The 22075-nt window shown below is 69.7% G+C and carries 18 protein-coding genes and 2 pseudogenes; 14 read left to right on the top strand and 6 right to left on the bottom strand.

Annotated features, from left to right (window positions below):
* The first annotated feature begins 259 nt into the window (after positions 1-259).
* The 5 genes from lpdA to ACWDZ6_RS03110 all read left to right on the top strand — a co-directional run bounded on the left by lpdA (position 260) and on the right by ACWDZ6_RS03110 (position 8423).
* Positions 260-1648, top strand: a complete 1389-nt coding sequence (lpdA, locus tag ACWDZ6_RS03130; RefSeq protein WP_326649452.1) for a dihydrolipoyl dehydrogenase — start codon at positions 260-262, stop codon at positions 1646-1648.
* Between the two features lie 53 nt (positions 1649-1701).
* A complete protein-coding gene (gene sucB, locus ACWDZ6_RS03125; protein WP_451501438.1) occupies positions 1702-3420 on the top strand; it encodes a 2-oxoglutarate dehydrogenase, E2 component, dihydrolipoamide succinyltransferase in 1719 nt (572 codons plus the stop codon).
* A 160-nt stretch (positions 3421-3580) separates the two neighbouring features.
* Positions 3581-4204, top strand: coding sequence for a GntR family transcriptional regulator (locus ACWDZ6_RS03120; protein ID WP_326649454.1), 624 nt, complete (start codon positions 3581-3583; stop codon positions 4202-4204).
* A gap of 381 nt (positions 4205-4585) precedes the next feature.
* Positions 4586-7264 carry a pyruvate dehydrogenase (acetyl-transferring), homodimeric type gene (gene aceE, locus ACWDZ6_RS03115; RefSeq protein ID WP_451501437.1) on the top strand — a complete coding sequence of 893 codons (2679 nt, stop codon included), beginning with the start codon at positions 4586-4588 and terminating at the stop codon, positions 7262-7264.
* 193 nt (positions 7265-7457) lie between these two features.
* Complete coding sequence (locus tag ACWDZ6_RS03110) at positions 7458-8423, top strand: helix-turn-helix transcriptional regulator (protein WP_451501436.1); 966 nt, start codon at positions 7458-7460, stop codon at positions 8421-8423.
* Between the two features lie 5 nt (positions 8424-8428).
* Here ACWDZ6_RS03110 and ACWDZ6_RS03105 read toward each other — a convergent pair whose 3' ends face one another.
* Positions 8429-9346, bottom strand: a complete 918-nt coding sequence (locus ACWDZ6_RS03105; protein WP_451501435.1) for an SDR family oxidoreductase — start codon at positions 9344-9346, stop codon at positions 8429-8431.
* A gap of 111 nt (positions 9347-9457) precedes the next feature.
* Here ACWDZ6_RS03105 and ACWDZ6_RS03100 point away from each other — a divergent pair, with 111 nt between their 5' ends.
* Complete coding sequence (locus ACWDZ6_RS03100; RefSeq protein ID WP_451501476.1) at positions 9458-9979, top strand: DUF4240 domain-containing protein; 522 nt, start codon at positions 9458-9460, stop codon at positions 9977-9979.
* A gap of 9 nt (positions 9980-9988) precedes the next feature.
* On the opposite strand, the gene ACWDZ6_RS03095 is transcribed toward ACWDZ6_RS03100, so the two are convergent.
* A complete protein-coding gene (locus ACWDZ6_RS03095) occupies positions 9989-10498 on the bottom strand; it encodes an N-acetyltransferase family protein (protein WP_451501434.1) in 510 nt (169 codons plus the stop codon).
* Positions 10499-10534: 36 nt separating this feature from the next.
* Between ACWDZ6_RS03095 and ACWDZ6_RS03090 the strand changes: the two genes are divergently transcribed.
* Both ACWDZ6_RS03090 and ACWDZ6_RS03085 read left to right on the top strand, forming a co-directional pair.
* Positions 10535-11434, top strand: coding sequence for a TIGR01777 family oxidoreductase (locus ACWDZ6_RS03090; RefSeq protein WP_351458540.1), 900 nt, complete (start codon positions 10535-10537; stop codon positions 11432-11434).
* A gap of 173 nt (positions 11435-11607) precedes the next feature.
* Positions 11608-12954: an NAD(P)/FAD-dependent oxidoreductase gene (locus ACWDZ6_RS03085; protein ID WP_451501433.1), complete on the top strand. Its 1347-nt coding sequence runs from the start codon at positions 11608-11610 to the stop codon at positions 12952-12954.
* A gap of 108 nt (positions 12955-13062) precedes the next feature.
* Here the strand turns inward: ACWDZ6_RS03085 and ACWDZ6_RS03080 are convergent, their stop codons facing one another.
* The gene (locus ACWDZ6_RS03080; protein WP_389177455.1) at positions 13063-14529 is read right to left on the bottom strand and encodes a regulator; all 1467 of its coding nucleotides are present in this window, start codon (positions 14527-14529) and stop codon (positions 13063-13065) included.
* A 249-nt stretch (positions 14530-14778) separates the two neighbouring features.
* Here ACWDZ6_RS03080 and lipB point away from each other — a divergent pair, with 249 nt between their 5' ends.
* The 4 genes from lipB to ACWDZ6_RS03060 all read left to right on the top strand — a co-directional run bounded on the left by lipB (position 14779) and on the right by ACWDZ6_RS03060 (position 17850).
* Positions 14779-15573 carry a lipoyl(octanoyl) transferase LipB gene (gene lipB, locus ACWDZ6_RS03075; RefSeq protein WP_451501432.1) on the top strand — a complete coding sequence of 265 codons (795 nt, stop codon included), beginning with the start codon at positions 14779-14781 and terminating at the stop codon, positions 15571-15573.
* A 102-nt stretch (positions 15574-15675) separates the two neighbouring features.
* On the top strand, positions 15676-16641 hold the full coding sequence (gene lipA / locus ACWDZ6_RS03070) for a lipoyl synthase (RefSeq protein WP_389177449.1): 966 nt from the start codon (positions 15676-15678) through the stop codon (positions 16639-16641).
* 272 nt (positions 16642-16913) lie between these two features.
* Complete coding sequence (locus tag ACWDZ6_RS03065; RefSeq protein WP_326649470.1) at positions 16914-17123, top strand: SCO2195 family GlnR-regulated protein; 210 nt, start codon at positions 16914-16916, stop codon at positions 17121-17123.
* Positions 17124-17142: 19 nt separating this feature from the next.
* A complete protein-coding gene (locus ACWDZ6_RS03060; protein ID WP_326649471.1) occupies positions 17143-17850 on the top strand; it encodes a DUF4191 domain-containing protein in 708 nt (235 codons plus the stop codon).
* Between the two features lie 134 nt (positions 17851-17984).
* Here the strand turns inward: ACWDZ6_RS03060 and ACWDZ6_RS03055 are convergent, their stop codons facing one another.
* The gene (locus tag ACWDZ6_RS03055) at positions 17985-18452 is read right to left on the bottom strand and encodes an RDD family protein (RefSeq protein ID WP_451501431.1); all 468 of its coding nucleotides are present in this window, start codon (positions 18450-18452) and stop codon (positions 17985-17987) included.
* A gap of 208 nt (positions 18453-18660) precedes the next feature.
* On the opposite strand from ACWDZ6_RS03055, the gene glnA reads away from it, so the two are divergent.
* Positions 18661-20070 (top strand): type I glutamate--ammonia ligase, encoded by a 1410-nt coding sequence (gene glnA / locus ACWDZ6_RS03050; RefSeq protein WP_326649473.1) that lies wholly within the window; start codon positions 18661-18663, stop codon positions 20068-20070.
* Between the two features lie 126 nt (positions 20071-20196).
* On the opposite strand, the gene ACWDZ6_RS03045 is transcribed toward glnA, so the two are convergent.
* Positions 20197-20886: a hypothetical protein gene (locus tag ACWDZ6_RS03045; RefSeq protein WP_451501430.1), complete on the bottom strand. Its 690-nt coding sequence runs from the start codon at positions 20884-20886 to the stop codon at positions 20197-20199.
* Between the two features lie 90 nt (positions 20887-20976).
* Between ACWDZ6_RS03045 and ACWDZ6_RS03040 the strand changes: the two are divergent.
* Positions 20977-21378 (top strand): annotated as a pseudogene (locus ACWDZ6_RS03040) (transposase); the annotation flags it as partial.
* Positions 21379-21776: 398 nt separating this feature from the next.
* Here the strand turns inward: ACWDZ6_RS03040 and ACWDZ6_RS03035 are convergent.
* Positions 21777-21953, bottom strand: a pseudogene (locus ACWDZ6_RS03035) (transposase); the annotation flags it as partial.
* Positions 21954-22075: the final 122 nt, after the last annotated feature.

Here is a 22075-nt window from a genome sequence, read left to right as displayed (position 1 = left end):
CATACGCCCGGGGCCGTCGGTGTTTCCCTCTTCGCTTTCTACGAAATCCGTACATTCGTACGGACCTGTAACCCCTTGGGGCGGTCGTTCGTCCGTCTCAGACCCCGGCCCCGCGTCCCGCCTCCCGTCAACAAGTGCGAAGATGGGTTCTCGGCAGGACAGGGCCCCCACCACAGGGCCGAAAATACAGCGGCCGAACACCAGCCGCCGCCCGGTCGTCGACGACCGGCGACCGGCGCACATGCATGGAGGACGTGACGTGGCGAACGACGCCAGCACCGTTTTCGACCTAGTGATCCTCGGCGGTGGTAGCGGCGGTTACGCTGCGGCGCTGCGTGGAGCTCAGCTGGGCCTGGACGTCGCCCTGATCGAGAAGGGCAAGGTCGGCGGCACCTGCCTGCACAACGGATGCATCCCGACGAAGGCACTGCTGCACGCCGGCGAGATCGCCGACCAGGCACGTGAGGCCGACCAGTTCGGTGTCAAAGCCACCTTCGAGGGCATCGACATCAAGGCCGTCCACAAGTACAAGGACGAGGTGATCTCGGGGCTCTACAAGGGTCTGCAGGGTCTGATCGCCTCCCGCAAGGTCACCTACATCGAGGGCGAGGGCAGGCTGTCCTCCCCCACCTCCGTCGACGTCAACGGCCAGCGTGTCCAGGGCCGCCACGTCCTTCTCGCCACCGGCTCCGTACCGAAGTCGCTGCCGGGCCTTGAGATCGACGGAAACCGCATCATCTCCTCGGACCACGCGCTGACGCTGGACCGCGTCCCGCAGTCCGCGATCGTGCTGGGCGGCGGCGTCATCGGCGTCGAGTTCGCCTCCGCGTGGAAGTCCTTCGGCACCGATGTCACGGTCATCGAGGGTCTGAAGCACCTCGTGCCGGTCGAGGACGAGAGCAGCTCCAAGCTTCTTGAGCGCGCGTTCCGCAAGCGCGGCATCAAGTTCAACCTGGGCACCTTCTTCGAGAAGGCCGAGTACACCCAGGACGGCATCCGCGTCACCCTCGCCGACGGCAAGACCTTCGACGCCGAGTTGCTGCTGGTCGCGGTCGGCCGTGGCCCGGTCTCCGCCGGTCTCGGTTACGAGGAGCAGGGCGTCGCGATGGACCGCGGCTATGTCCTGGTCGACGAGTACATGCAGACCAACGTGCCGACGATCTCGGCGGTCGGCGACCTCGTCCCGACGCTCCAGCTCGCGCACGTCGGCTTCGCCGAGGGCATCCTGGTCGCGGAGCGGCTGGCAGGTCTGAAGACCGTTCCGATCGACTACGACGGTGTGCCGCGGGTGACGTACTGCCACCCGGAGGTCGCCTCCGTCGGTATCACCGAGGCCAAGGCCAAGGAGATCTACGGGGCCGACAAGGTCGTCGCTCTGAAGTACAACCTCGCGGGCAACGGCAAGAGCAAGATCCTCAAGACCGCGGGCGAAATCAAGCTCGTCCAGGTCAAGGACGGTGCCGTGGTCGGCGTCCACATGGTCGGTGACCGTATGGGCGAGCAGGTCGGCGAGGCTCAGCTCATCTACAACTGGGAGGCTCTGCCGGCCGAGGTCGCGCAGCTGATCCACGCGCACCCGACGCAGAGCGAGGCGCTCGGCGAGGCCCACCTGGCCCTGGCCGGCAAGCCCTTGCACTCCCATGACTAGTAGTCCCGGGCGCGACGACCACTTCCGCACATTCGTAAGGAGCAACTGAAACCATGGCGGTTTCCGTAACCCTTCCGGCGCTCGGCGAGAGCGTCACCGAGGGCACTGTCACCCGCTGGCTGAAGGCCGAGGGAGAGCGCGTCGAGGCCGACGAGCCGCTGCTCGAGGTGTCGACCGACAAGGTCGACACCGAGATCCCCGCCCCAGCTGCCGGCATCCTCGCGTCCATCAAGGTCGCCGAGGACGAAACCGTTGAGGTCGGCGCCGAGCTGGCTGTCATCGACGACGGCACGGGCGCGCCCGCTGCCGCTGCGGCCCCGGCTGCTGCCGAGACCGAGACCGCGGTGGCCCAGGCCCCCGCCGCTCCGGCCCCGGTCGCGGAGGCCCCCGCGGCTCCCGCTCCGGCCGAGCCCGCTCCGGCCCCCGAGCCTGCTCCGGCCCCCGCCCCCGCGGGCGGCGCCACCGGTACCGACGTCGTCCTTCCCGCGCTCGGCGAGAGCGTCACCGAGGGCACCGTCACCCGCTGGCTCAAGGAGGTCGGCGAGTCCGTCGAGGCCGACGAGCCGCTGCTCGAGGTCTCCACGGACAAGGTCGACACCGAGATCCCCGCGCCGGCCTCCGGTGTGCTGCTGGAGATCGTGGTGGCCGAGGACGAGACCGCCGAGGTCGGCGCCAAGCTGGCAGTGATCGGCGCCCCGGGTGCCGCGCCTGCCGCCGCGCCCGCTCCGGCTGCCCCGGTCCCCGCTGCTGCTCCGGCACCGGCTCCGGCCGCCGCTCCGGCGCCCGCCCCGGCCCCGGCCCCGGTTGCCGCTCCGGCCCCGGTGACTCCGGCCGCCCCCGCCGGTGACGACGGCGCATACGTGACCCCCCTGGTCCGTAAGCTCGCCGCCGAGAACGGCGTGGACCTGTCCGCGGTCAAGGGCACCGGCGTCGGTGGCCGTATCCGCAAGCAGGATGTCGTCGCCGCCGCGGAGGCCGCCAAGGCCGCCGCCCCGGCCCCGGCCGCCGCTCCGGCCGCCGTCTCGAAGGCCCCGGCCCTCGAGACGTCGCCGCTGCGCGGTCAGACGGTCAAGATGACCCGCATGCGCAAGGTCATCGGCGACAACATGATGAAGGCGCTGCACTCGCAGGCCCAGCTGACCTCGGTCGTCGAGGTCGACATCACCAAGCTGATGAAGCTGCGCAACCAGGCCAAGGACGCGTTCGCCGCTCGTGAGGGCGTCAAGCTCTCCCCGATGCCGTTCTTCGTGAAGGCCGCGGCCCAGGCGCTGAAGGCCTACCCGGTCGTCAACGCCCGGATCAACGAGGACGAGGGCACCATCACCTACTTCGACACCGAGAACATCGGTATCGCGGTGGACTCCGAGAAGGGTCTGATGACGCCGGTCATCAAGGGTGCCGGCGACCTCAACCTCGCCGGTGTCGCGAAGAAGACGGCGGAGCTGGCGGGCAAGGTCCGCGGCAACAAGATCACCCCGGACGAGCTCTCCGGTGCGACCTTCACCATCAGCAACACCGGCTCGCGCGGTGCGCTGTTCGACACGGTCATCGTGCCGCCGAACCAGGTCGCCATCCTGGGCATCGGCGCCACCGTCAAGCGCCCGGCGGTCATCGAGACCGCCGAGGGCACCGTCATCGGCATCCGTGACATGACGTACCTGGCTCTCTCCTACGACCACCGCCTGGTGGACGGCGCCGACGCGGCCCGCTACCTGACGGCCGTCAAGGCGATCCTGGAAGCGGGCGAGTTCGAGGTCGAGCTCGGCCTGTAAGGCTCACCAGCAGTACGACAGTGCCCCGTCCGGAACTCTCCGGGCGGGGCACTGCCGTACTCGCGAGGACTCATCAGGCCTGCTCCGGCGCACCCTTGGGCAGCCTGCCGGCAACGGCCGCCGTATTGTCAGGGGTGCCTGTCGCCCCGGAGGAGCACTCATGACCCCGCCCGTCATCCACTCGCTGCGCGAACAGATCCGCGAGCACATCGTGGAGGGGATCGTCAGCGGCCGCTGGAAGCCCGGGGAGCGGATCGTCGAGCGGCGGATCGCCACCGAGCTGGAGGTCTCCCAGACGCCGGTGCGCGAGGCGCTGCGCGAGCTGGAGAGTCTGCGGCTGATCGAGTCCGCGCCCAACAAGGGCGTACGCGTGCGCAATCTCACCGCCGCCGATCTCGAGGAGAGTTATCCGGTGCGGGCCGGTCTCGAGCAGATCGCCGCCGAACTGGCGGCCGCACGGCTGGCCCAGGACTGTTCCGCGCTGGAGCCGCATGTGGCCGCGCTGTACGAGGCCGACCGGGCCGGTGACTCGGCCGCGCAGGTGCGGCACACCGTCGGCTTCCATCGGGAGCTGGTGCGGGCCGCCGGGAACAGCGTGCTGCTGCACACCTGGGAGGGGCTCGGCATCGAGGTGTTCACGGCGCTGTCGATCCGGTGGCTCGGCACGGTGCAGAAGTCGTACGCCGAGGAGCACCAGGCTCTGGTCGAGGCGTTCCGGCGCCAGGACCCGGAGATCGGCCCGCTGGTGAAGGCCCACGTCCTGGGCTGCGCTCCGCGCGCCTGACCGGGCGCCGCGCATCTCCGACGGCGGCATCACCGGCCCGGCCGCGCCACCGCGCCGGACCGCGCCATCACCCCGGCCGCGCCACCGCCCCGGCCCCCGCGCCTCGATCGCGGACGGGGATTGATGTCCCGGGCGCGTGGGGCCCGGGACTCACCCCCGCCGGAACGCCCCATACGCCCCACTTCACGGCGACACCCTGTGCCCCATTTCGCGGCACTGGATGCCAATTTCCCGACAAGCTTTGATCGATCATCGATCAGGGACTTACAGTTGGCGCCGGGTTCACCAACCCTCCCCTGACTGCGTCGGGGGTACCCCCAGCCCTGTCCTGCCAGACAAGGCTCCTCATCTCCACCCCCTCCTGTCCGGAAGGCGGCGATCATGACCGATCCCGTAGGCAAGCTTCCGAGCGAGCTCGACCAGCTCCCGGATCGTGATACCGAGGAAACCGCCGAGTGGGCGGCATCCCTCGACGCCGTCACCGAGCACGCAGGACCTCACCGCGCCGCGTATCTGATGCGCCGCACCCTTCAGCACGCCGAGAGGGCCGGTGTCCCCGTGCCCCGGCTGCTGGAGACGGACTACGTCAACACCATCCCCACCTCCGCCGAGCCCGCTTTCGACGGCGACGAGGCGATGGAAGCCCGGATCACCGCGTGGAACCGCTGGAACGCGGCCGCCATGGTCACCCGCGGCTCCCGCTTCGGCGTCGGCGGGCATATCGCCACCTTCGCCTCCGCCGCCTGGCTCTACGAGACCGGCTTCAACCACTTCTTCCGCGGCAAGGAAGGCGACGGCTCGGGCGACCAGCTCTACATCCAGGGCCACGCCTCGCCCGGCATCTACGCCCGCGCCTTCCTCGACGGCCGACTGTCCGAGCAGCAGCTCGACAACTTCCGGCAGGAGGCGGGCGGCAACGGACTACCGTCCTACCCGCACCCGCGCCGGCTGCCCTGGCTGTGGGAGTTCCCGACGGTCTCCATGGGCCTCGGCCCGCTCTCCGCGATCTACCAGGCGCGCTTCAACCGCTATCTGGCCAACCGCGGCATCAAGGACACCGCGGGCTCGCATGTCTGGGCCTTCCTCGGTGACGGCGAGATGGACGAGCCCGAGTCGACCGCCGCCCTCGCCCTCGCGGCCCGTGAGCGGCTCGACAACCTGACCTTCGTCATCAACTGCAACCTGCAGCGCCTCGACGGTCCGGTCCGTGCCAACTTCCGTGTGGTGCAGGAGCTGGAGGCCCAGTTCCGCGGCGCCGGCTGGAACGTCATCAAGACACTGTGGGGCTCCGCCTGGGACGAGCTGTTCCGGCTCGACACCACGGGCGCGCTGGTACGCAGGCTGCGCGAGGTGCCGGACGCCCAGTTCCAGACCTATGCGACGCGTGATGTGGCGTACATCCGCGAGCACTTCTTCGGCGCCGAACCCGCGCTCGTCGAGCTGGCGAAGCTGCTCGACGACGCGAAGATCGCCGAGTGCTTCTACACCTCCCGCGGCGGCCACGAGGCCCGCAAGGTGTACGCGGCATACAGGGCGGCCGTCGAGCACAAGGGCGCGCCGACCGTGATCCTCGCGCAGACGGTGAAGGGCTACACGCTCGGCAAGGGCTTCGAGTCGAAGAACGCCAACCACCAGATGAAGAAACTGACCACCGACGAGTTCAAGGGCATGCGTGATCTGCTCGGGCTCCCGATCCCGGACAGTGCCTTCGCCGACGGTCTGGTGCCCTACGGCCACCCCGGCGCCGACTCCCCCGAGGTCCGCTATCTGACCGAGCGCCGCGCGGCACTCGGCGGCCCGGCCCCGGCCCGCCGGGTGCAGGCCGTGGCACTGCCCGAGCCGGAGGAGCGCGGCTTCAAGGCGCTCGAAAAGGGCTCCGGCAAGCAGGAGATGGCCACCACCATGGCCTTCGTACGCCTGGTGAAGGACCTGATGCGGGACAAGGAGACCGGCAAGCGCTGGGTTCCGATCGTCCCGGACGAGGCCCGCACATTCGGCATGGAGTCGCTCTTCCCCTCGGCCGGTATCTACTCCCCGCTGGGCCAGACGTACGAGCCGGTCGACCGCGACCAGTTGATGTACTACAAGGAGGCCAAGGACGGCCAGATCCTCAACGAGGGGATCACCGAAGCCGGCGCCATGGCCGACTTCATCGCCGCCGCCACGTCGTACGCGACGCACGGCGAGCCGATGATCCCGTTCTACATCTTCTACTCGATGTTCGGCTGGCAGCGCACGGCCGACCAGATGTGGCAGCTCGCCGACCAGCTCGGCAAGGGCTTCATCGTCGGCGCGACAGCCGGCCGTACGACGCTCACCGGCGAGGGCCTGCAGCACGCGGACGGCCACTCGCAGCTGATCGCGGCCACGAACCCGGCATCGCTCAACTACGACCCGGCCTTCGGGTACGAGATCGCCGTCATCGTCAAGGACGGTCTGCGCCGGATGTACGGCCAGGCACCCGAGGACAACGAGAACGTCTTCTACTACCTGACGGTCTACAACGAGCCGAAGCCGCAGCCCCCGATGCCTGAGGGTGTCGAGGAGGGGATCCTGCGCGGTCTCTACCGCTTCAAGGAGGGCGTGGCCACGTCCGCGGACTCGCCGCGGCTGCAGCTGCTGGCGTCCGGCACGGCGATCCACTGGGCCCTCGAGGCGCAGGAACTGCTCACCGCCGACTGGGGAGTCGCGGCCGATGTCTGGTCCGCGACCTCCTGGGGCGAGCTGCGGCGTGACGCGCTGGAGTGCGACGAGGCGCTGCTGCGCGGCGAGCAGCGCATTCCGTACGTGACCCAGGCGCTGGAAGGTGCTCCGGGCCCGGTGCTCGCGGTCAGCGACTGGATGCGCCAGGTCCCGGACCAGATCAGCCAGTGGGTCGAGCAGGACTACTCCTCGCTCGGCACGGACGGTTTCGGTCTCTCCGACACGCGTGACGCGGCCCGCCGCCACTTCGGCGTCGACGCGCGGTCGATCACGGTCGCGGCGCTGGCCCAGCTGGCCAAGCGGGGCGAGGTGCCTGCGTCGGCCGTGAAGGAGGCGCGCGAGCGCTACGGCCTGTAGCAGGCCCGAGCACCCCCACGGCGACCCCCCGGCGGCCCGACGGCCGCCGGGGGTCGCGTATGACGAGGACGCGCCGGGAGCGACGGCGCAAACCTGGTGCCCGCGGGGTGCGCGGTCGCGGCCGGTCCGGGCACCCGGCCCGGAGTGACCGAACTCCGGGAGCCGCCCGCCCGGGCTGCGCAATGATGGAGGCATGCGCGCTGCCCGGCTGATCAAGATGGTGCTGCTTCTCCAGGCCAGGCCCTCGATGACCGGCCCGGAGCTGGCGCGGGAACTTCAGGTCTCGGAGCGGACCATCACCCGGGACGCCCTCGCACTGTCGGAGGCCGGTGTCCCGGTCTACGCCGACCGGGGCCGGGCCGGCGGCTACCGGCTGGTCGGCGGCTACCGCACCCGCCTCACCGGGCTCGGGCGCAGTGAGGCCGAGGCCCTCTTCCTCTCCGGGCTCCCGGGCGCGCTGCGGGAGATGGGGCTCGAGGACGCGGCGTCCGCGGCACGTCTGAAGGTGTCCGCGGCGCTGCTGCCCTCGCTCAAGGACGCCTCCGATTCGGCGGCGCAGCGGTTCCATCTGGACGCGCCCGGCTGGTACCAGGAGCCGAAGACGCCGGAGCTGCTGCCCGCGGTCGCCGAGGCGGTCTGGGACGACCGCCGTATCAAGGCCCGTTACCGACGCCGGGACGCCGAGGTGGAACGAGAACTGGAGCCGTACGGACTCGTTCTCAAGGCGGGCGTCTGGTACCTGTGCGCCCGCGCCCGCACGGCCTTCCGGGTGTACCGGATCGACCGGTTCACGGCGGTGGACATGGACGGCCAAGTCTTCGACCGCGACGAGGACTTCGACCTGCCCGCCTTCTGGGAGGAGCGAGCGGGCCAGTTCGTACGCTCCATCCTCCGCGCCGAGGTGGTGGTCCGGGTCACTGAGGACGGCGCGCGGCGGCTGCCGTACGTCACGGACCGGGCGGCGGCCCGCGAGGCGCTGGCGGCGGCGGAAGGGCCGGACGGGCAGGGCCGGATGACGCTCACTCTGCCGGTGGAGTCCCATGAGGTGGCGTACGGGCAGCTGTTCGCGCTGGGCCCGGACGTGGAGCTCCTGGAGCCGCCGGAGCTGCGTGCGCTGTTCGCCGATTCGTCGGAGCGGGCGGCCCGGCTCTACAGGTAGCCGCGCTATCTGTAATCCGCCAAAGAGGGCTCCGCTCCCGCCGCCTCCTGGAGCATGAAGGCCCAGACGTCCGGCCGGCTGCCGTCCGTGTCCGTGAAGTCGTATACCTTCGCCAGCTGCCCGCTGTCGAGCGACCGGCCGCTCCAGCGGGCCCGCTCCGGGTCCGCGGCGAGCGCCGCGACGGCCCGGCCGGTGTAGTCCGGCGTCTCGGAGAGTGCCCAGTGCGCCTGCTTCGCGATCGCGTCGCGCCAGGTCTCCTCCGTGACGCCCATGATGTCGAGCATCTCTTCGGAGCGGATGAAGCCCGGGGTGACGGCCACCGCCGTGCCACCGACGCTCTTCAGTTCCTCGCCGAGGATGAACGCCATCCGGATCGGGGCGTTCTTGGCGAGGTCGTAGTAGAAGTTCTCCCGGAAGCGCGTGTTCCACTCGGCCGTGCCATCGGTGACCTCGACGACCAGACCGCCGGGCTGCCGCACCATCAGGGGAAGCGCGATGCTGCTGGTGATGATGTGGCTCTTCGCGCCGAGTTCGAGCATCCGCAGCCCACGGTCCAGGTCGACATCCCACATCTTCGTGTTGAAGTCGAGCAGGTGGTTGCCGCCCCAGATGTCGTTGACCAGGATGTCGAGCCGGCCGTGATCCCTGTCGATCCGCTCGACCAGCGCCCGTACCTGCTCCGGCTCCAGATGGTCCGTCGGTACGGCGACGGCCTCGCCGCCCGCCGCCGTGACCAGTTCCGCCGTCCCCTCGATGGTCTCGGTCGCCCGGCCGACCTCGCTGACCTGCGCGCGGGTGGTCCGTCCCGTCACATACACGGTCGCGCCCGCGGCGCCCAGCCGTACGGCGATGGCCCGGCCCGCGCCCCGGGTCGCGCCGGCGACCAGTGCGATTTTTCCTGCCAGTGGTGTGTCCGTCGTCATACGCCGACCGTCGCACGTATACCCGACATCCTCTGTCCGCCATTCGAAAGAGTCAGCATTTCGGTGGCTCCGCGTGCGCCGCCTCCCGCCAACCACGATGCTTGTCCCGTGATGGACGAGACGGAGTTCTGGGAGATCATCGACAGCACCCGCGAGGCCGCCGAGGGCGACCCCGAGGACCATGCCGATCTGCTGGTCGAGCGGCTGCTGCAGCTCGACCCCGACTCCGTGCTGGACTTCGCCCGGCACTTCGAGGCCCGCTACAACCGCGCGTACCGCTGGGATCTGTGGGGTGCGGCCGCCGTGCTGCTCGCCGGTGCCAGCGACGACGCCTTCGACTACTTCCGCTGCTGGCTGATCGGGCAGGGCCGGGAGATCTTCGAGGGCGCGCTGCACGACCCGGACTCGCTGGCCGAACTGCTGGACGAGTTCGACGAGGACATCGACGGGGACGGCGAGGAGCTGGGGTACGCGGCGGACGAGGCGTACGAGCAGCTCACCGGTGTGGTGGCACCGGATCTGGGGATCCCGCCGCAGACCGCCGAGCCGCTGGGCACGCCGTTCGACTTCGACGACGACGCGGCTCTGGCGCAACGTTTCCCCCGGCTCTGGGAGCGCTTCGGAAACCTGTGAGAACGGTCCTCAGGGGGTGAGGCTGCGGCCCATCATCACGTCGTCGACGTACCGCCCTTCCAGCCAGAACTCCCCCGGCAGTACGCCCTCGACCGCGAAGCCCTCCGACTCGTACAGCGTGCGGGCCGGTGTGTTGTGTCCGAGCACCCGCAGTGTCATCCGGACCGCGCCCTGGCGGCGCGCCTCGTCGAACGACGCCCGCAGCAGCGCTCGTGCGATCCCGCGGCCGCGCGCGTTCACGGCCACGGCGAGGCCCTGGATCTGCCGCACATGCCGGTTGCAGGCGAGCGGGGTGGGCGGGATCAGCCGGATGTAGCCGGTGATCGTGCCGTCACCGTCCTCGGCGATGTCCTCGGCGACCAGGAAATCCTCGGGCCGATGGTTCGCGTCGAAGAAAGGGTCGTACGGCGGCTTCGGCCTCGGCTGCACGGCGTGCAGCGGCGACCAGGTGTCCCGGTCGAGCGCACCGAGCGCTGCTTCGTCGGTGTGACGTGCGGGGCGTATGTGCGACAGGGACATGGGCGTCACTGTGCCACGGGGCCGTGCGGGGGCAGGATGGGGGCCATGCGGATCGCGGTCACCGGTTCCACCGGACTCATCGGTACGGCACTCGTGCGCTCGCTGCGCACCGACGGGCACGAGGTGGTGCGCCTGGTGCGGCGGCCCGCGCGGGCCGGGGACGAGGTGGAGTGGGACCCGCACCGGCAGTACGTCGACGTGGCCGGCCTGGTGGGCTGCGAGGGCGTGGTGAATCTCGCCGGGGCCGGGGTCGGCGCGCGCCGCTGGACGGATGCGTACCGCAAGGAGATCCGGGACAGCCGGGTGCTCGGCACGGCGGCGATCGCGGAGGCCGTCGCCACCCTGGACGTACCTCCGAGGGTGCTGGTATGCGGGAGCGCCGTCGGCTACTACGGCGACACCGGGGAGCGTGCGGTGGACGAGGGTGCGCCGCCCGGGGACGGGTTCCTGTCGAAGATGTGCGTGGAGTGGGAGGAGGCGGCGGCCCCGGCCGAGGAGGCGGGGGTGCGGACCGCCTTCGCGCGGACCGGTCTTGTGGTGGCCCGCAAGGGCGGCGCGTGGGGCCGGATGTTCCCGCTCTTCAAGGCGGGCCTCGGCGGGCGGCTGGGCAACGGCCGGCAGTACTGGAGCTTCATCGCCCTGCATGACGAGGTCGCGGCGCTGCGGCACATCCTCGACACCGAGTCGCTGTCGGGGCCGGTGAATCTCACGGCCCCCGACCCGGTCACCAACAGCGAGGTGACGGCGGCGATGGGCCGCGCGCTGCACCGGCCGACGGTGTTCGCCGTCCCCGCGCCCGCGCTGCGGATCGCGCTGGGCGAGCTGGCCGGGGACATTCTGAGCAGCCAGCGGGTGCTGCCGGCCCGGCTGCTGGAGTCGGGCTTCTCGTTCGCCTTTCCGGGCATCGACGAGGCGGTCGGCGCGGCGCTGCGGTAGCGCCCTGCGGCCGGTCGGCCGCCGTGTGTGCGCCCCCGCGCTCCGGTGCTCCACGGCGTGCGCGACTCGCGGTACGGCGACGGCTCCCTAGTCTCGGTCCGAACTCGGGTATTCCGGGGGCATGGTGGGGGCATGAGCCTCCCACCAGCCGCGCCGACCTCGGGGAGGGGCACGTGCTCAGCAGCGCTCACCATGCGGATGTCGTCATCGTCGGGGCCGGGATCGCCGGTCTCTCGGCGGCTCATCAACTGACCAGCGCAGGCGTCTCGGTCAGCGTTCTGGAGGCCGCCCCTCATGTGGGCGGACGGATGGCCACCCAGCAGATCGACGGTTTCCGGCTCGACCGCATAGGCCAGTTGCTCAACACCTCGTATCCGGAGCTGCGTCGCACGGCGGGGCTCGGCGATGTCGTCCTGCGGCCCTTCTCGCCCGGTGTGCTCGTGCACAGCGGAGGGCGGCTCCAGCGGACCGGCGAAGCGGTCCGGCGGACCGGTGAAGGGGGGAGCGCGCGGCGGGGGTCCCCCCACGCCCTGCGGGGCGTAGGGGGCGCATTCACTGTGGCGCGCGCCCTCGCGAGCGCCCCCCGGCCGCTCGACCAGGCCCGGCTCGGCGCATCTCTCGCCCGCCTCGCCGGCACCCCGGTGGAGCGCCTTCTCGCCCGCCCCGAGCGGCCCACCGCGAACTCGCTCTGCGCCCGCGGCCTCCCGGCCCGTACGGTCCACGGCTTCCTGCGCCCGCTGCTCTCCGCGCTGCTCTGCGACCCGGCGCTGGACACCTCCAGCCGGTGCGCCGATCTGGCGCTGCGCGGCTTCGCGCGCGGCCGGATGTGCGTCCCCGAAGGCGGTGCCGCGGCGCTGCCCGAGCGGCTGGCGGCGTCGCTGCCGTCCGGCACCGTACACACCGGGGTGTGGGTCACCGACGCCTCGATCACGCGGGTCACGACCAAGGAGTACGGCGACATCGGCTGCCGTGCCCTGGTGCTGGCCACCGGCGCCCGCGCGGCCGCGGAGCTCCTGCCGGGCCTGCGCGTACCGCCCTTCCACCCCGTGACGGTCCTTCACCACACGGCGCCCGCGCCGCCGCTGAGCGACCCGGCGCTCCTGCTGGACGCGGACCGCGGCGGCCCCGTCTCGCACACGGCGGTGATGAGCGAGGTCGATCCGTCGCGCGCCCCGCACGGCCGCGTACTGATCTCGTCGACCGTGCTCGGGACTCCTCCGCCGGATCTGGACCGCACCGTCCGTACCCACCTCGCCACGCTCTACGGCACGCCCACGGACGACTGGGAACTGCTCGCCGTCCACCACGACCCGGAGGCGGTGCCCGCGATGCCCCCGCCGCACGATCTGCGCCGTCCGGTGCGGCTGCTGTCCGGCCTCTATGTCTGCGGCGACCACCGCGACACGAGTACGGTCCAGGGCGCGCTCTTCTCGGGCCGCCGGGCCGCGGACGCGATCCTGCGCGACTTCGGCCTCCAGCAGCCCGGGTACGAAACGGTCGCGCTCTCGGCGGTCGCCTAGGCCGGCAACATCAGGCCCCGTCCGGCGATCGCGGACGGGGGTCGGGGTCCGGGTCCGGTCCGGTTCCGGTCCGGGGCTGAATCCGGGGGCCCGCCCCGGACCCCGGGTTCAGCCCAGCGCGGCGACCCGGTCGCGATAGTTCCGTACCGCCGCCGCGTCCCGGTACGGCTCGAGCCGCCGCTCGAATTCGCGTACGTACTCCACCGCCCGCGCCGACCGCATCTCCGACACCTGCAGTGCCGCTTCCGCCCCCAGCGCGCATGCCTGGTCCAGCTCGCCGAGTCCGAGCCGGGCGGAGGCCAGCACCACCCGGCAGAAGAGGCGGCTGCGCGCGAACGCCGGGGCGCGCAGCTGGAGCGAGCGCTCCGCATGCTGCACCGCCGGCCGGTACTGCTGCAGATCCCGGTGGCAGTGCCCGAATTCGTCGGCGAGCTGCGCCTCGTCGAAGAATCGCGCCCAGTGCGGCACATCGTCGCCGGGCCGCGCCGTCTCCAGCGCCCGCTCGGCCCGTACCAGCGAGGCCGTACACGCCCGCGCCTCGCCCAGCACGCCGTGCCCGCGCGCCTCGACGGAATGCAGCAGCGCCTGCACCAGCGGCGGAGCCGACGAGCCGACACCCTGCTGGGCGACGCGTGTCAGCTGCACCGCTTCGCGTCCATGCCCCAGATAGACCGCCTGCCGGCTCATGGTCACCAGCACATACGCGCCGTATGCCCGATCGCCCGCCGCCTGGGAGAGCCGCAGCGCCTGGACGAAGTAGCGCTGGGCGAGGCCGTGGGCCGCGATGTCGTACGAGGTCCAGCCCGCCAGCCGGGTCAGATCGGCCGCCGCGGCGAACAGCCGCCGCCCGGTCACCTCCCCGTAGGTGCCGCGCAGCATCGGCTCGGCCTCGTGCTCGAGATAGCGCACCAGCGCCTGCCTGGCGTGCCCGCCGCCGTAGGCGTGGTCGAGGGTCCGGAACAGCTCGCCGACCGAGCGCAGTGCCGCGATGTCGCCGCTGGAGACCTTCTGGCCGGGGCCCCGGTCCGTGCCGCGCTGCCGTGGGACGGCGATCCTGCCCTGGGCGGGGATACGGGCGGTCCCGTTCTGGACCGCGTCCGCCCGGCTCACCCGCTCGTCCGCCCGGCTCACCCGCTCGTCGGCCCGGCCGATCAGCCAGTCCCTGCTCGGCACCACGAGCCCGGCCGGGGTGAAGGCGATCTTCCGCAGCTCCGCGTGGCTGCCGGAGTCCTTGCGCCACAGGCCGCTCACGATGTCCACGGCCTCCTCGGGCGTGGCCGCGAACTCCAGACCGGCGTAGACGGGCGCACAGGCGTCCAGACCCAGGTCCTGCGCCGAGAGCCGGCGGCCGAGCCGCCGTGTGAACACCTCGGCGATCAGGGCGGGGGTCGTGCCGCGAGGCTGCTGGCCGCGCAGCCAGCGGGTCACGGAGGTCTTGTCGTAGCGCAGATCCAGGCCGTGCTCGAGCCCGAGCTGGTCCACTCTGCGGGCCAGGCCTGCGTTGGAGAATCCGGCTTCTGCGATGAGCGCGGCGAGCTGTCGGTTGGGGATGCGCTGCGGAGGTCGTTCCGTCATCAGCTGTGCGGTCTCCTGCCTTCCGGGCCGGGAGCAGCCCTCATGGAACGGCGCGAATTTAGCCGCCCCTACGGCTCGGCCCGCCAGCTTCGCCCCACATTCATCCGATCGTGTGAGGATTGGGGACGTCGCTGACAGGCGCCGCGTGACCGGGAACTGCCCGGCACCTGCCCGGCCGCCGTTTCCGGAGCCGCCGTACAGTGGCTGGGCGCGATGAGTGCAGGGTGAAGGTTCTAGGGAGGCACAGCCGTGAGTGAGCTGCGGTTCGTCCAACTGGGGTTCGGCGAGGAAGCCGTCGAGTACCAGGAGGCGTGGCAGAAGCAGCGCGAGGTCCACGCCGCCCGCTTCGCCGACGAGATCGATGACACCTGCCTGCTCCTCGAGCACCCGCCCGTCTACACGGCGGGCCGGCGCACGGCGGACAGCGAACGCCCTCTCGACGGCACTCCCGTCGTCGACGTCGACCGCGGCGGCAAGATCACCTGGCACGGCCCCGGCCAGCTGGTGGGCTATCCGATCCTGAAACTGCCGCGTCCGGTGGACGTCATCGCGCATGTGCGCCGGCTCGAGGACGCGCTGATCCTGACCTGCGCGGAGTTCGGCCTGGAGACCAGCCGGGTCGAGGGACGCAGCGGCGTATGGGTCCTCGGCGACCCGGTCGAGCAGCGTCCGGCGATCGGCGGTCTCTCGCTCGACTTCGACCCACGGCTGCAGGACGAGGAGTTCGACCCGCGGCTGAACGGCCCGGAGTACGCCCCCTCCAACGCCGGCCAGCGCCGCGAGGACCGCAAGCTCGCCGCGATCGGCATCCGTATCGCCAAGGGCGTCTCGATGCACGGCTTCGCGATCAATGTGAACCCGGACAACACCTGGTTCGACAGGATCGTGCCGTGCGGCATCCGGGACGCGGGCGTGACCTCGCTCTCGTACGAACTGGGCCGCGAGATCACCATCGCCGAGGTTCTCCCGGTCATCGAGAAACATCTCCGCGACGTCCTGGAGAACGCCGAACTGCGGCCGCGGGACGTCGAGGCAGCCGTCTAGGGAATGCGCCCCTCTGGCCAAGGGTTGGCCAGACGTAAGGCCACACAAATAACGGGCGTACCCTGGTGTCCGCCGAAGAATCGAAGTCGTAGGGAGCCGGACGTGTCCGCAGTCGCACCCGACGGACGCAAGATGCTGCGCCTTGAGGTCCGGAACAGCCAGACCCCCATCGAGCGCAAGCCCGAGTGGATCAAGACCCGGGCGAAGATGGGGCCCGAGTACACCCAGATGCAGAAGCTCGTGAAGAGCGAGGGTCTGCACACGGTGTGCCAGGAGGCCGGCTGTCCGAACATCTACGAATGCTGGGAAGACCGCGAGGCGACCTTCCTCATCGGCGGCGACCAGTGCACCCGGCGCTGCGACTTCTGCCAGATCGACACCGGTAAGCCCGCCGCGCTCGATCTCGACGAGCCGCGCCGCGTGGGCGAGTCGGTCGTCACGATGGACCTGAACTACGCCACGATCACCGGCGTCGCGCGCGACGACCTGGAGGACGGCGGCGCCTGGCTGTACGCGGAGACGGTGCGCCGGATCCACACGATGACGTCGGAGCGCGAGGCGGGCCGTACGAAGGTCGAGCTCCTCATCCCCGACTTCAACGCGGTGCCGGAGCAGCTTGCCGAGGTCTTCTCCTCGCGCCCCGAGGTGCTCGCGCACAACGTCGAGACCGTGCCGCGGATCTTCAAGCGGATCCGCCCCGGTTTCCGTTACGAGCGCTCGCTCGAGGTGATCACACGTGCCCGCGAGGCGGGCCTGGTCACCAAGTCGAACCTCATCCTGGGCATGGGCGAGGAGCGCGAAGAGGTCAGCGAGGCACTGCAGCACCTGTACGACGCCGGCTGCGAGCTGATCACGATCACGCAGTATCTGCGTCCTTCGGTACGCCACCACCCGGTCGAGCGCTGGGTGAAGCCGCACGAGTTCGTGGAGCTCAAGGAGGAGGCCGAGGAGATCGGCTTCTCCGGTGTGATGTCGGGGCCGCTGGTCCGTTCCTCGTACCGAGCGGGCCGGCTGTACCAGCAGGCGATGGAGCGGCGGGGTGCCGTGGCCACCCCGCAGACTGTGTGAATTCAGGCACAAGCAATTACCACTGAGTAATCAACGGTTGACGCGGCGCATGCCCTCCCCGCAGGTCGGGGCGGTGTATGGGCCGCGTCAGCGTTTGCGGATGGCGCAAAAAGGTTTCATCGGTGTTTGACCGCTCGGTCATGCACTGGTAACACCAGTCAGTGACATTGGGTCTACGCACAGCACTCACCGCTCACGGCGCTGCAGTGCACCGCACCGCACTGCAGCGCTTCCACTCATCGTCGACGCTCACCCTTAGGGGGACCTCAACCATGCAGGCCGCGCCGGTACGTCCCGTACGCGCTACCGCCATTCCGTCCGTCACCGATGCTCTGCGCGCCATGGAGTCGCTGCTCCTGGGCGGCGGACAGCGCACTGCCCGCCGGAACGCATGGACGGCGGTCCTCGAAGACCGGCGCCGGGCCAAGGACAGGGTCGAGGCGCAGCATGTACTGGAGGGTGTGGCCGGACGCACTTCCTAGGCCACGTAAACTTCCAGACATGGCGAGGAAGGCAAACTCCGACAGCACTGACGCTGCTGCGAACACTGGGCGACTGAAGCAGATCGCTCTGACGTACAAGATGACCCGAAAGGCCGATTCCAAGATCGGTCTTGTCCTAGCGGCTGTGGGAATCGTCACCTTCGGTGTCTTCCTCGCGATCGGCTTCTTGATCGACCACCCCGTTTATCTGGGCATCCTTGGCTTCCTGCTGGCCTTCCTCGCGATGGCGATCGTCTTCGGACGCCGTGCCGAGCGAGCGGCCTTCGGGCAGATGGAGGGCCAGCCGGGCGCGGCGGCCGCGGTGCTGCAGAACGTGGGACGCGGCTGGAGCACGACCCCGGCGGTGGCGATGAACCGCAGCCAGGACGTGGTGCACCGGGCGGTCGGCAAGGCAGGCATCGTCCTGGTGGCGGAAGGCAACCCCAACCGGTTGAAAACGCTGCTGGCAGCCGAGAAGAAGAAGATGGCGCGCATCGTCCTGGACGTACCGGTGCACGACATCATCGTCGGCGACGGCGAGGGCCAGGTGCCGCTGAAGAAGGTGCGCACCACGATGCTGAAGCTGCCGCGGGTGCTCAGCGGACCGCAGGTCACGGCGGCCAACGACCGGCTGCGGGCGATGGGCGACCTGATGAGCAATATGCCGCTGCCGAAGGGTCCGATGCCGAAGGGCACGCGGATGCCGCGCGGCGGAAAGCAGCGCTGACCCACGACAGACACAGAGGCGGCCCGGGACGTACACGTCCGGGGCCGCCTCTCTCTGCGTCTCGCCGCGTGTCGCTGTCTCTCGCCGCGTCTCGCCGCTCGTGTTGCCCGTCCGTCCCGCCTTCTCGCTCTCCTCTAGATCCGCACCTGTACGGCGCGGGCGAGGCGGTCGTGCAGCCCGCGCCCGTCGCGGTCCCAGATGAGCGCCGGGATCGCGACGCAGAGCAGCAGGCTCCGCACGAGAACCCGGACGATCCCGAGCCGGCCGCCGCCTTCGGCGACGACGCGCAGACCGAAGATCCGCTTGCCGGGGGTGAACCCGACCGAGCCCACGGTCAGCACACTGAGTACGAGGAAGATGCTGAGCGCCCAGTTTCCGACGGCCTGTCGGTCACCATTCGCGAACAGCCCGTATGCGATCAGGAGGCAGAGCCCCCAGTCGACGAAGACGGCGCCGAACCGCCGCCCGAGGGGGGCGATGGAGCCCGGCCCCGCCTCCGGCAGGCCGAGCCGCTCGCCCCGGTGACCGAAGTCGGCGCCCATGTCCTCGGCCGCCGCGCGGGGCCCCGAGAGCCACGATCCGATTGCTTGCCTGTTGTCCACCCGTACACGGTACTGCGCCCGGTTTCACCCACCTGCGGGCGGGGCCGAGACGCGGCACCGACCCCGGTCCGGTTAACTTCGGCGAAACAAATGGGTCATGCTGGAGAAATCCCGTCTGCCTATCGTCGGGTCCAGCGTGTGCCACCGCACTGGCCGCACGACCGAGCTGCAACCCCGCCCCTCCCGGGTCGGGAGTAGGAGGAGTTGGATGTTCCAGAACGCCGACGACGCGAAGAAGTTCATCGCCGACGAAGACGTGAAGTTCGTCGATGTCCGGTTCTGCGACCTGCCTGGTGTGATGCAGCACTTCACCATCCCGGCAAAGGCGTTCGACCCGGCCGAGGAGCTGGCTTTCGACGGCTCGTCGATCCGCGGATTCCAGGCCATCCACGAGTCCGACATGGCGCTCCGCGCGGACCTGTCGACCGCCCGTGTCGACCCCTTCCGGCGCGACAAGACGGTCAACATCAACTTCTTCATCCACGACCCGATCACGGGCGAGCAGTACAGCCGCGACCCGCGCAACATCGCCAAGAAGGCCGAGGCGTACCTCGCCTCCACCGGCATCGCGGACACCGCGTACTTCGGCCCCGAGGCCGAGTTCTACGTCTTCGACAGCGTCCGCTTCGAGACCAAGGCGAACGAGGCCTTTTATCACATCGATTCCGAGGCCGGCGCCTGGAACACCGGTGCGATCGAGGACAACCGCGGCTACAAGGTCCGCTACAAGGGCGGCTACTTCCCGGCCCCGCCGGTCGACCACTTCGCCGACCTGCGCGCCGAGATCTCCCTGGAGCTGGAGGCCTCGGGCCTCCAGGTCGAGCGCCAGCACCACGAGGTGGGTACCGCCGGCCAGGCCGAGATCAACTACAAGTTCAACACGCTGCTCGCCGCGGCCGACGACCTGATGCTCTTCAAGTACATCGTGAAGAACGTCGCGTGGCGCAACGGCAAGACCGCGACCTTCATGCCGAAGCCGATCTTCGGCGACAACGGCTCGGGCATGCACGTCCACCAGTCCCTGTGGCAGGGCGGCGTCCCGCTGTTCTACGACGAGCAGGGTTACGCGGGCCTGTCGGACACCGCCCGCTACTACATCGGCGGCATCCTGAAGCACGCGCCGTCGCTGCTGGCGTTCACCAACCCGACGGTGAACTCGTACCACCGCCTGGTCCCCGGCTTCGAGGCCCCGGTCAACCTGGTCTACTCGCAGCGCAACCGCTCCGCTGCGATGCGTATCCCGATCACGGGCTCGAACCCGAAGGCCAAGCGCGTCGAGTTCCGCGCCCCGGACCCGTCGTCGAACCCGTACCTGGCGTTCTCGGCGCTTCTGCTCGCGGGCCTCGACGGTGTGAAGAACAAGATCGAGCCGGCCGAGCCGATCGACAAGGACCTCTACGAGCTGGCCCCGGACGAGCACGCGGGCGTCCCGCAGGTCCCGACCTCGCTCCCGGCGGTGCTGGAAGCGCTGGAGGCGGACAACGAGTACCTGCAGGCCGGCGGGGTCTTCACGTCGGACCTGATCGAGACGTGGATCGACTACAAGCGGACGCACGAGATCGCGCCGATCCAGCTGCGGCCGCACCCGCACGAGTTCGAGCTGTACTTCGACATCTAAGAACGCCGCAGGTCAGAGCGGGTTTCCGCTTGCCTGGGCCGTCTGTGGGCCGTCGGCCGTGCTCTTCCCTCCTGGAAGCCACGACCGACGGCCTTCGCATTGCTCCTCCACTGCCCCCGACCCGTCCTACTCCATGTGCGGGGGCGGCAGAACGAACTCTTGCCGTAGAGGAGCCATGTGCTCGCAGAGCATCTCGTTTGCTGCCTCGACCTCCCGCCCGATCCTGTCGCGCAGACGGCGAGTCCGTTCCGGATCAGTGCCGTCGTCAGCCAAGACCGCTTGGATCGCTTCCACGTACGCTGACGTGAACAGTGATATCGCCTTTTCGTTAGCCCGCTCCGCAATGCGCCGAGAGTCAGGCTCAGGGTCCTCCCAACCCGCATCGTCAATGACCGTCTCAAGTTCATGCCCATGTCTCCAGATCCCCAGCGCTACATGGACGTGGTGCGCCGCGAACCTGACGACCTCAGGCCCCAGCGTGGCAACCTTGGCCTGGGACCGCTCCACGCGCCCCAAAGCGCCTTCAGCTTCGGAGTACGCGGCACGTGCCGCGTTGGGATCCCGCTCCCGCAGCTTCTCAAAATCCCTGAGAAACCCGGCTGCCTCATGGGTGCGATCAAGAAACTCCTCATAGGCTGATGCGCGCTGTTCACGCAACCACAGCCGGTGCTCAGCTTTCTGGTCTGACTGCTGCGCCGCCACCTGAGCTGCCACCTGCTCACGAACGCTCTTGAGCGTGAGGAACTGAGCGATCCAAGCGCCAAGCAATGCGCTAGCCGCAGCGATGATTGCCGTCCACAGCTGCATCATGTCCATTGCCTTTCCATACCCACGGCGGTCAGCAGGCCTGTGTCGAGAGGGAGCCGAGGTTCTCCTCGCCGATGTCTCTAGCCAGACTCAGGCGGCATCGTCCACTCTGCCTCCTTCCTGGCGTGCGCCGCCTACGAAAGCGCCATCAATGGCCTTGCGGACGACCACCCCGGCCTGCGCAAGGTCTGGGTCGACGGTGGCTACCGCAAGCACTTCGTCGAGCACGCCGCGACCCTCGGCATCGACCTCGAAATTGTCCAACGCACCCCTGGGAGCAGGGGATTTACCCCGATCCCGAAACGGTGGGCGGTGGAGCGGACCTACGGCTGGCTCATGCTCCACCGCCGCCTGGCCCGCGACTACGAAACCCACCCACACCGTTCCGAAGCCATGATCCACCTCGCGATGACCGACCTGATGGCTCGCCGTCTCACCGGAGAGAACACCATCTCCTGGCGAGACCCGACATCAGCACATCAAAGCGGCATGCAGGGATGAAACAGCAGGATGAAACGACCTCTAAGCACCTGACTACTCATCGGCCCCCGGTCGGTCAGTTGGGCCGTCGAAGGCCGCTCATGGCCGACCAAGGACGACAGTCGACGACCGCTCCCCCGCAGGTCGGCGAGGCTGGCCGTGGCGGAAGCCGAGGTCAGAAATCTGCTCGGTCAGTTCTTCGACATCTAAGAGGCAGGGTCGGGCGACCTGGTCTGAAGCCCTGGAAACAGGCTGTGACCTGCGAAAACTCTTCTCAGTTCTCGTTGCTTCCGGGTTTCCCCCTTGTGCACCGCGTGTGCACCGCTCGGTCGATTCCCTGACCCAGTGCCAGCAACACAGAGGGCCGCCGCCGCGAAGGGGCGGTTTCTAGGGATCGTCGCAACACGTGGTCGGTTTGATCAGGCCGCGAGCAGTTTATGCAGGCGCTCGGCTGGAGTCTCCCAGCCGAGCGTTTTGCGTGGGCGGCCGTTGAGTTCGGCGGCGACGGCATCAAGGTGGTCGCGGGTGTGGGTGGCGAGGTCGGTTCCCTTCGGGAAGTACTGCCGAAGCAGGCCGTTGGTGTTCTCGTTCGAGCCGCTGGCGGCCCTCAGTCGTGGCGCCGACCACGCGTTCCGAGCCGTCGCCCGCATTGTGGTCGAGCTGACCTGCGGCGGAGCGCCAACCATGGATCTGACCTGGCATTTCCCCGTTGGCCTGC

Source organism: Streptomyces sp. NPDC002926 (genome assembly GCF_053591755.1).
Note: the sequence above shows the minus strand (reverse complement) of the source record. Positions and strands in the feature narration are given on the sequence as shown.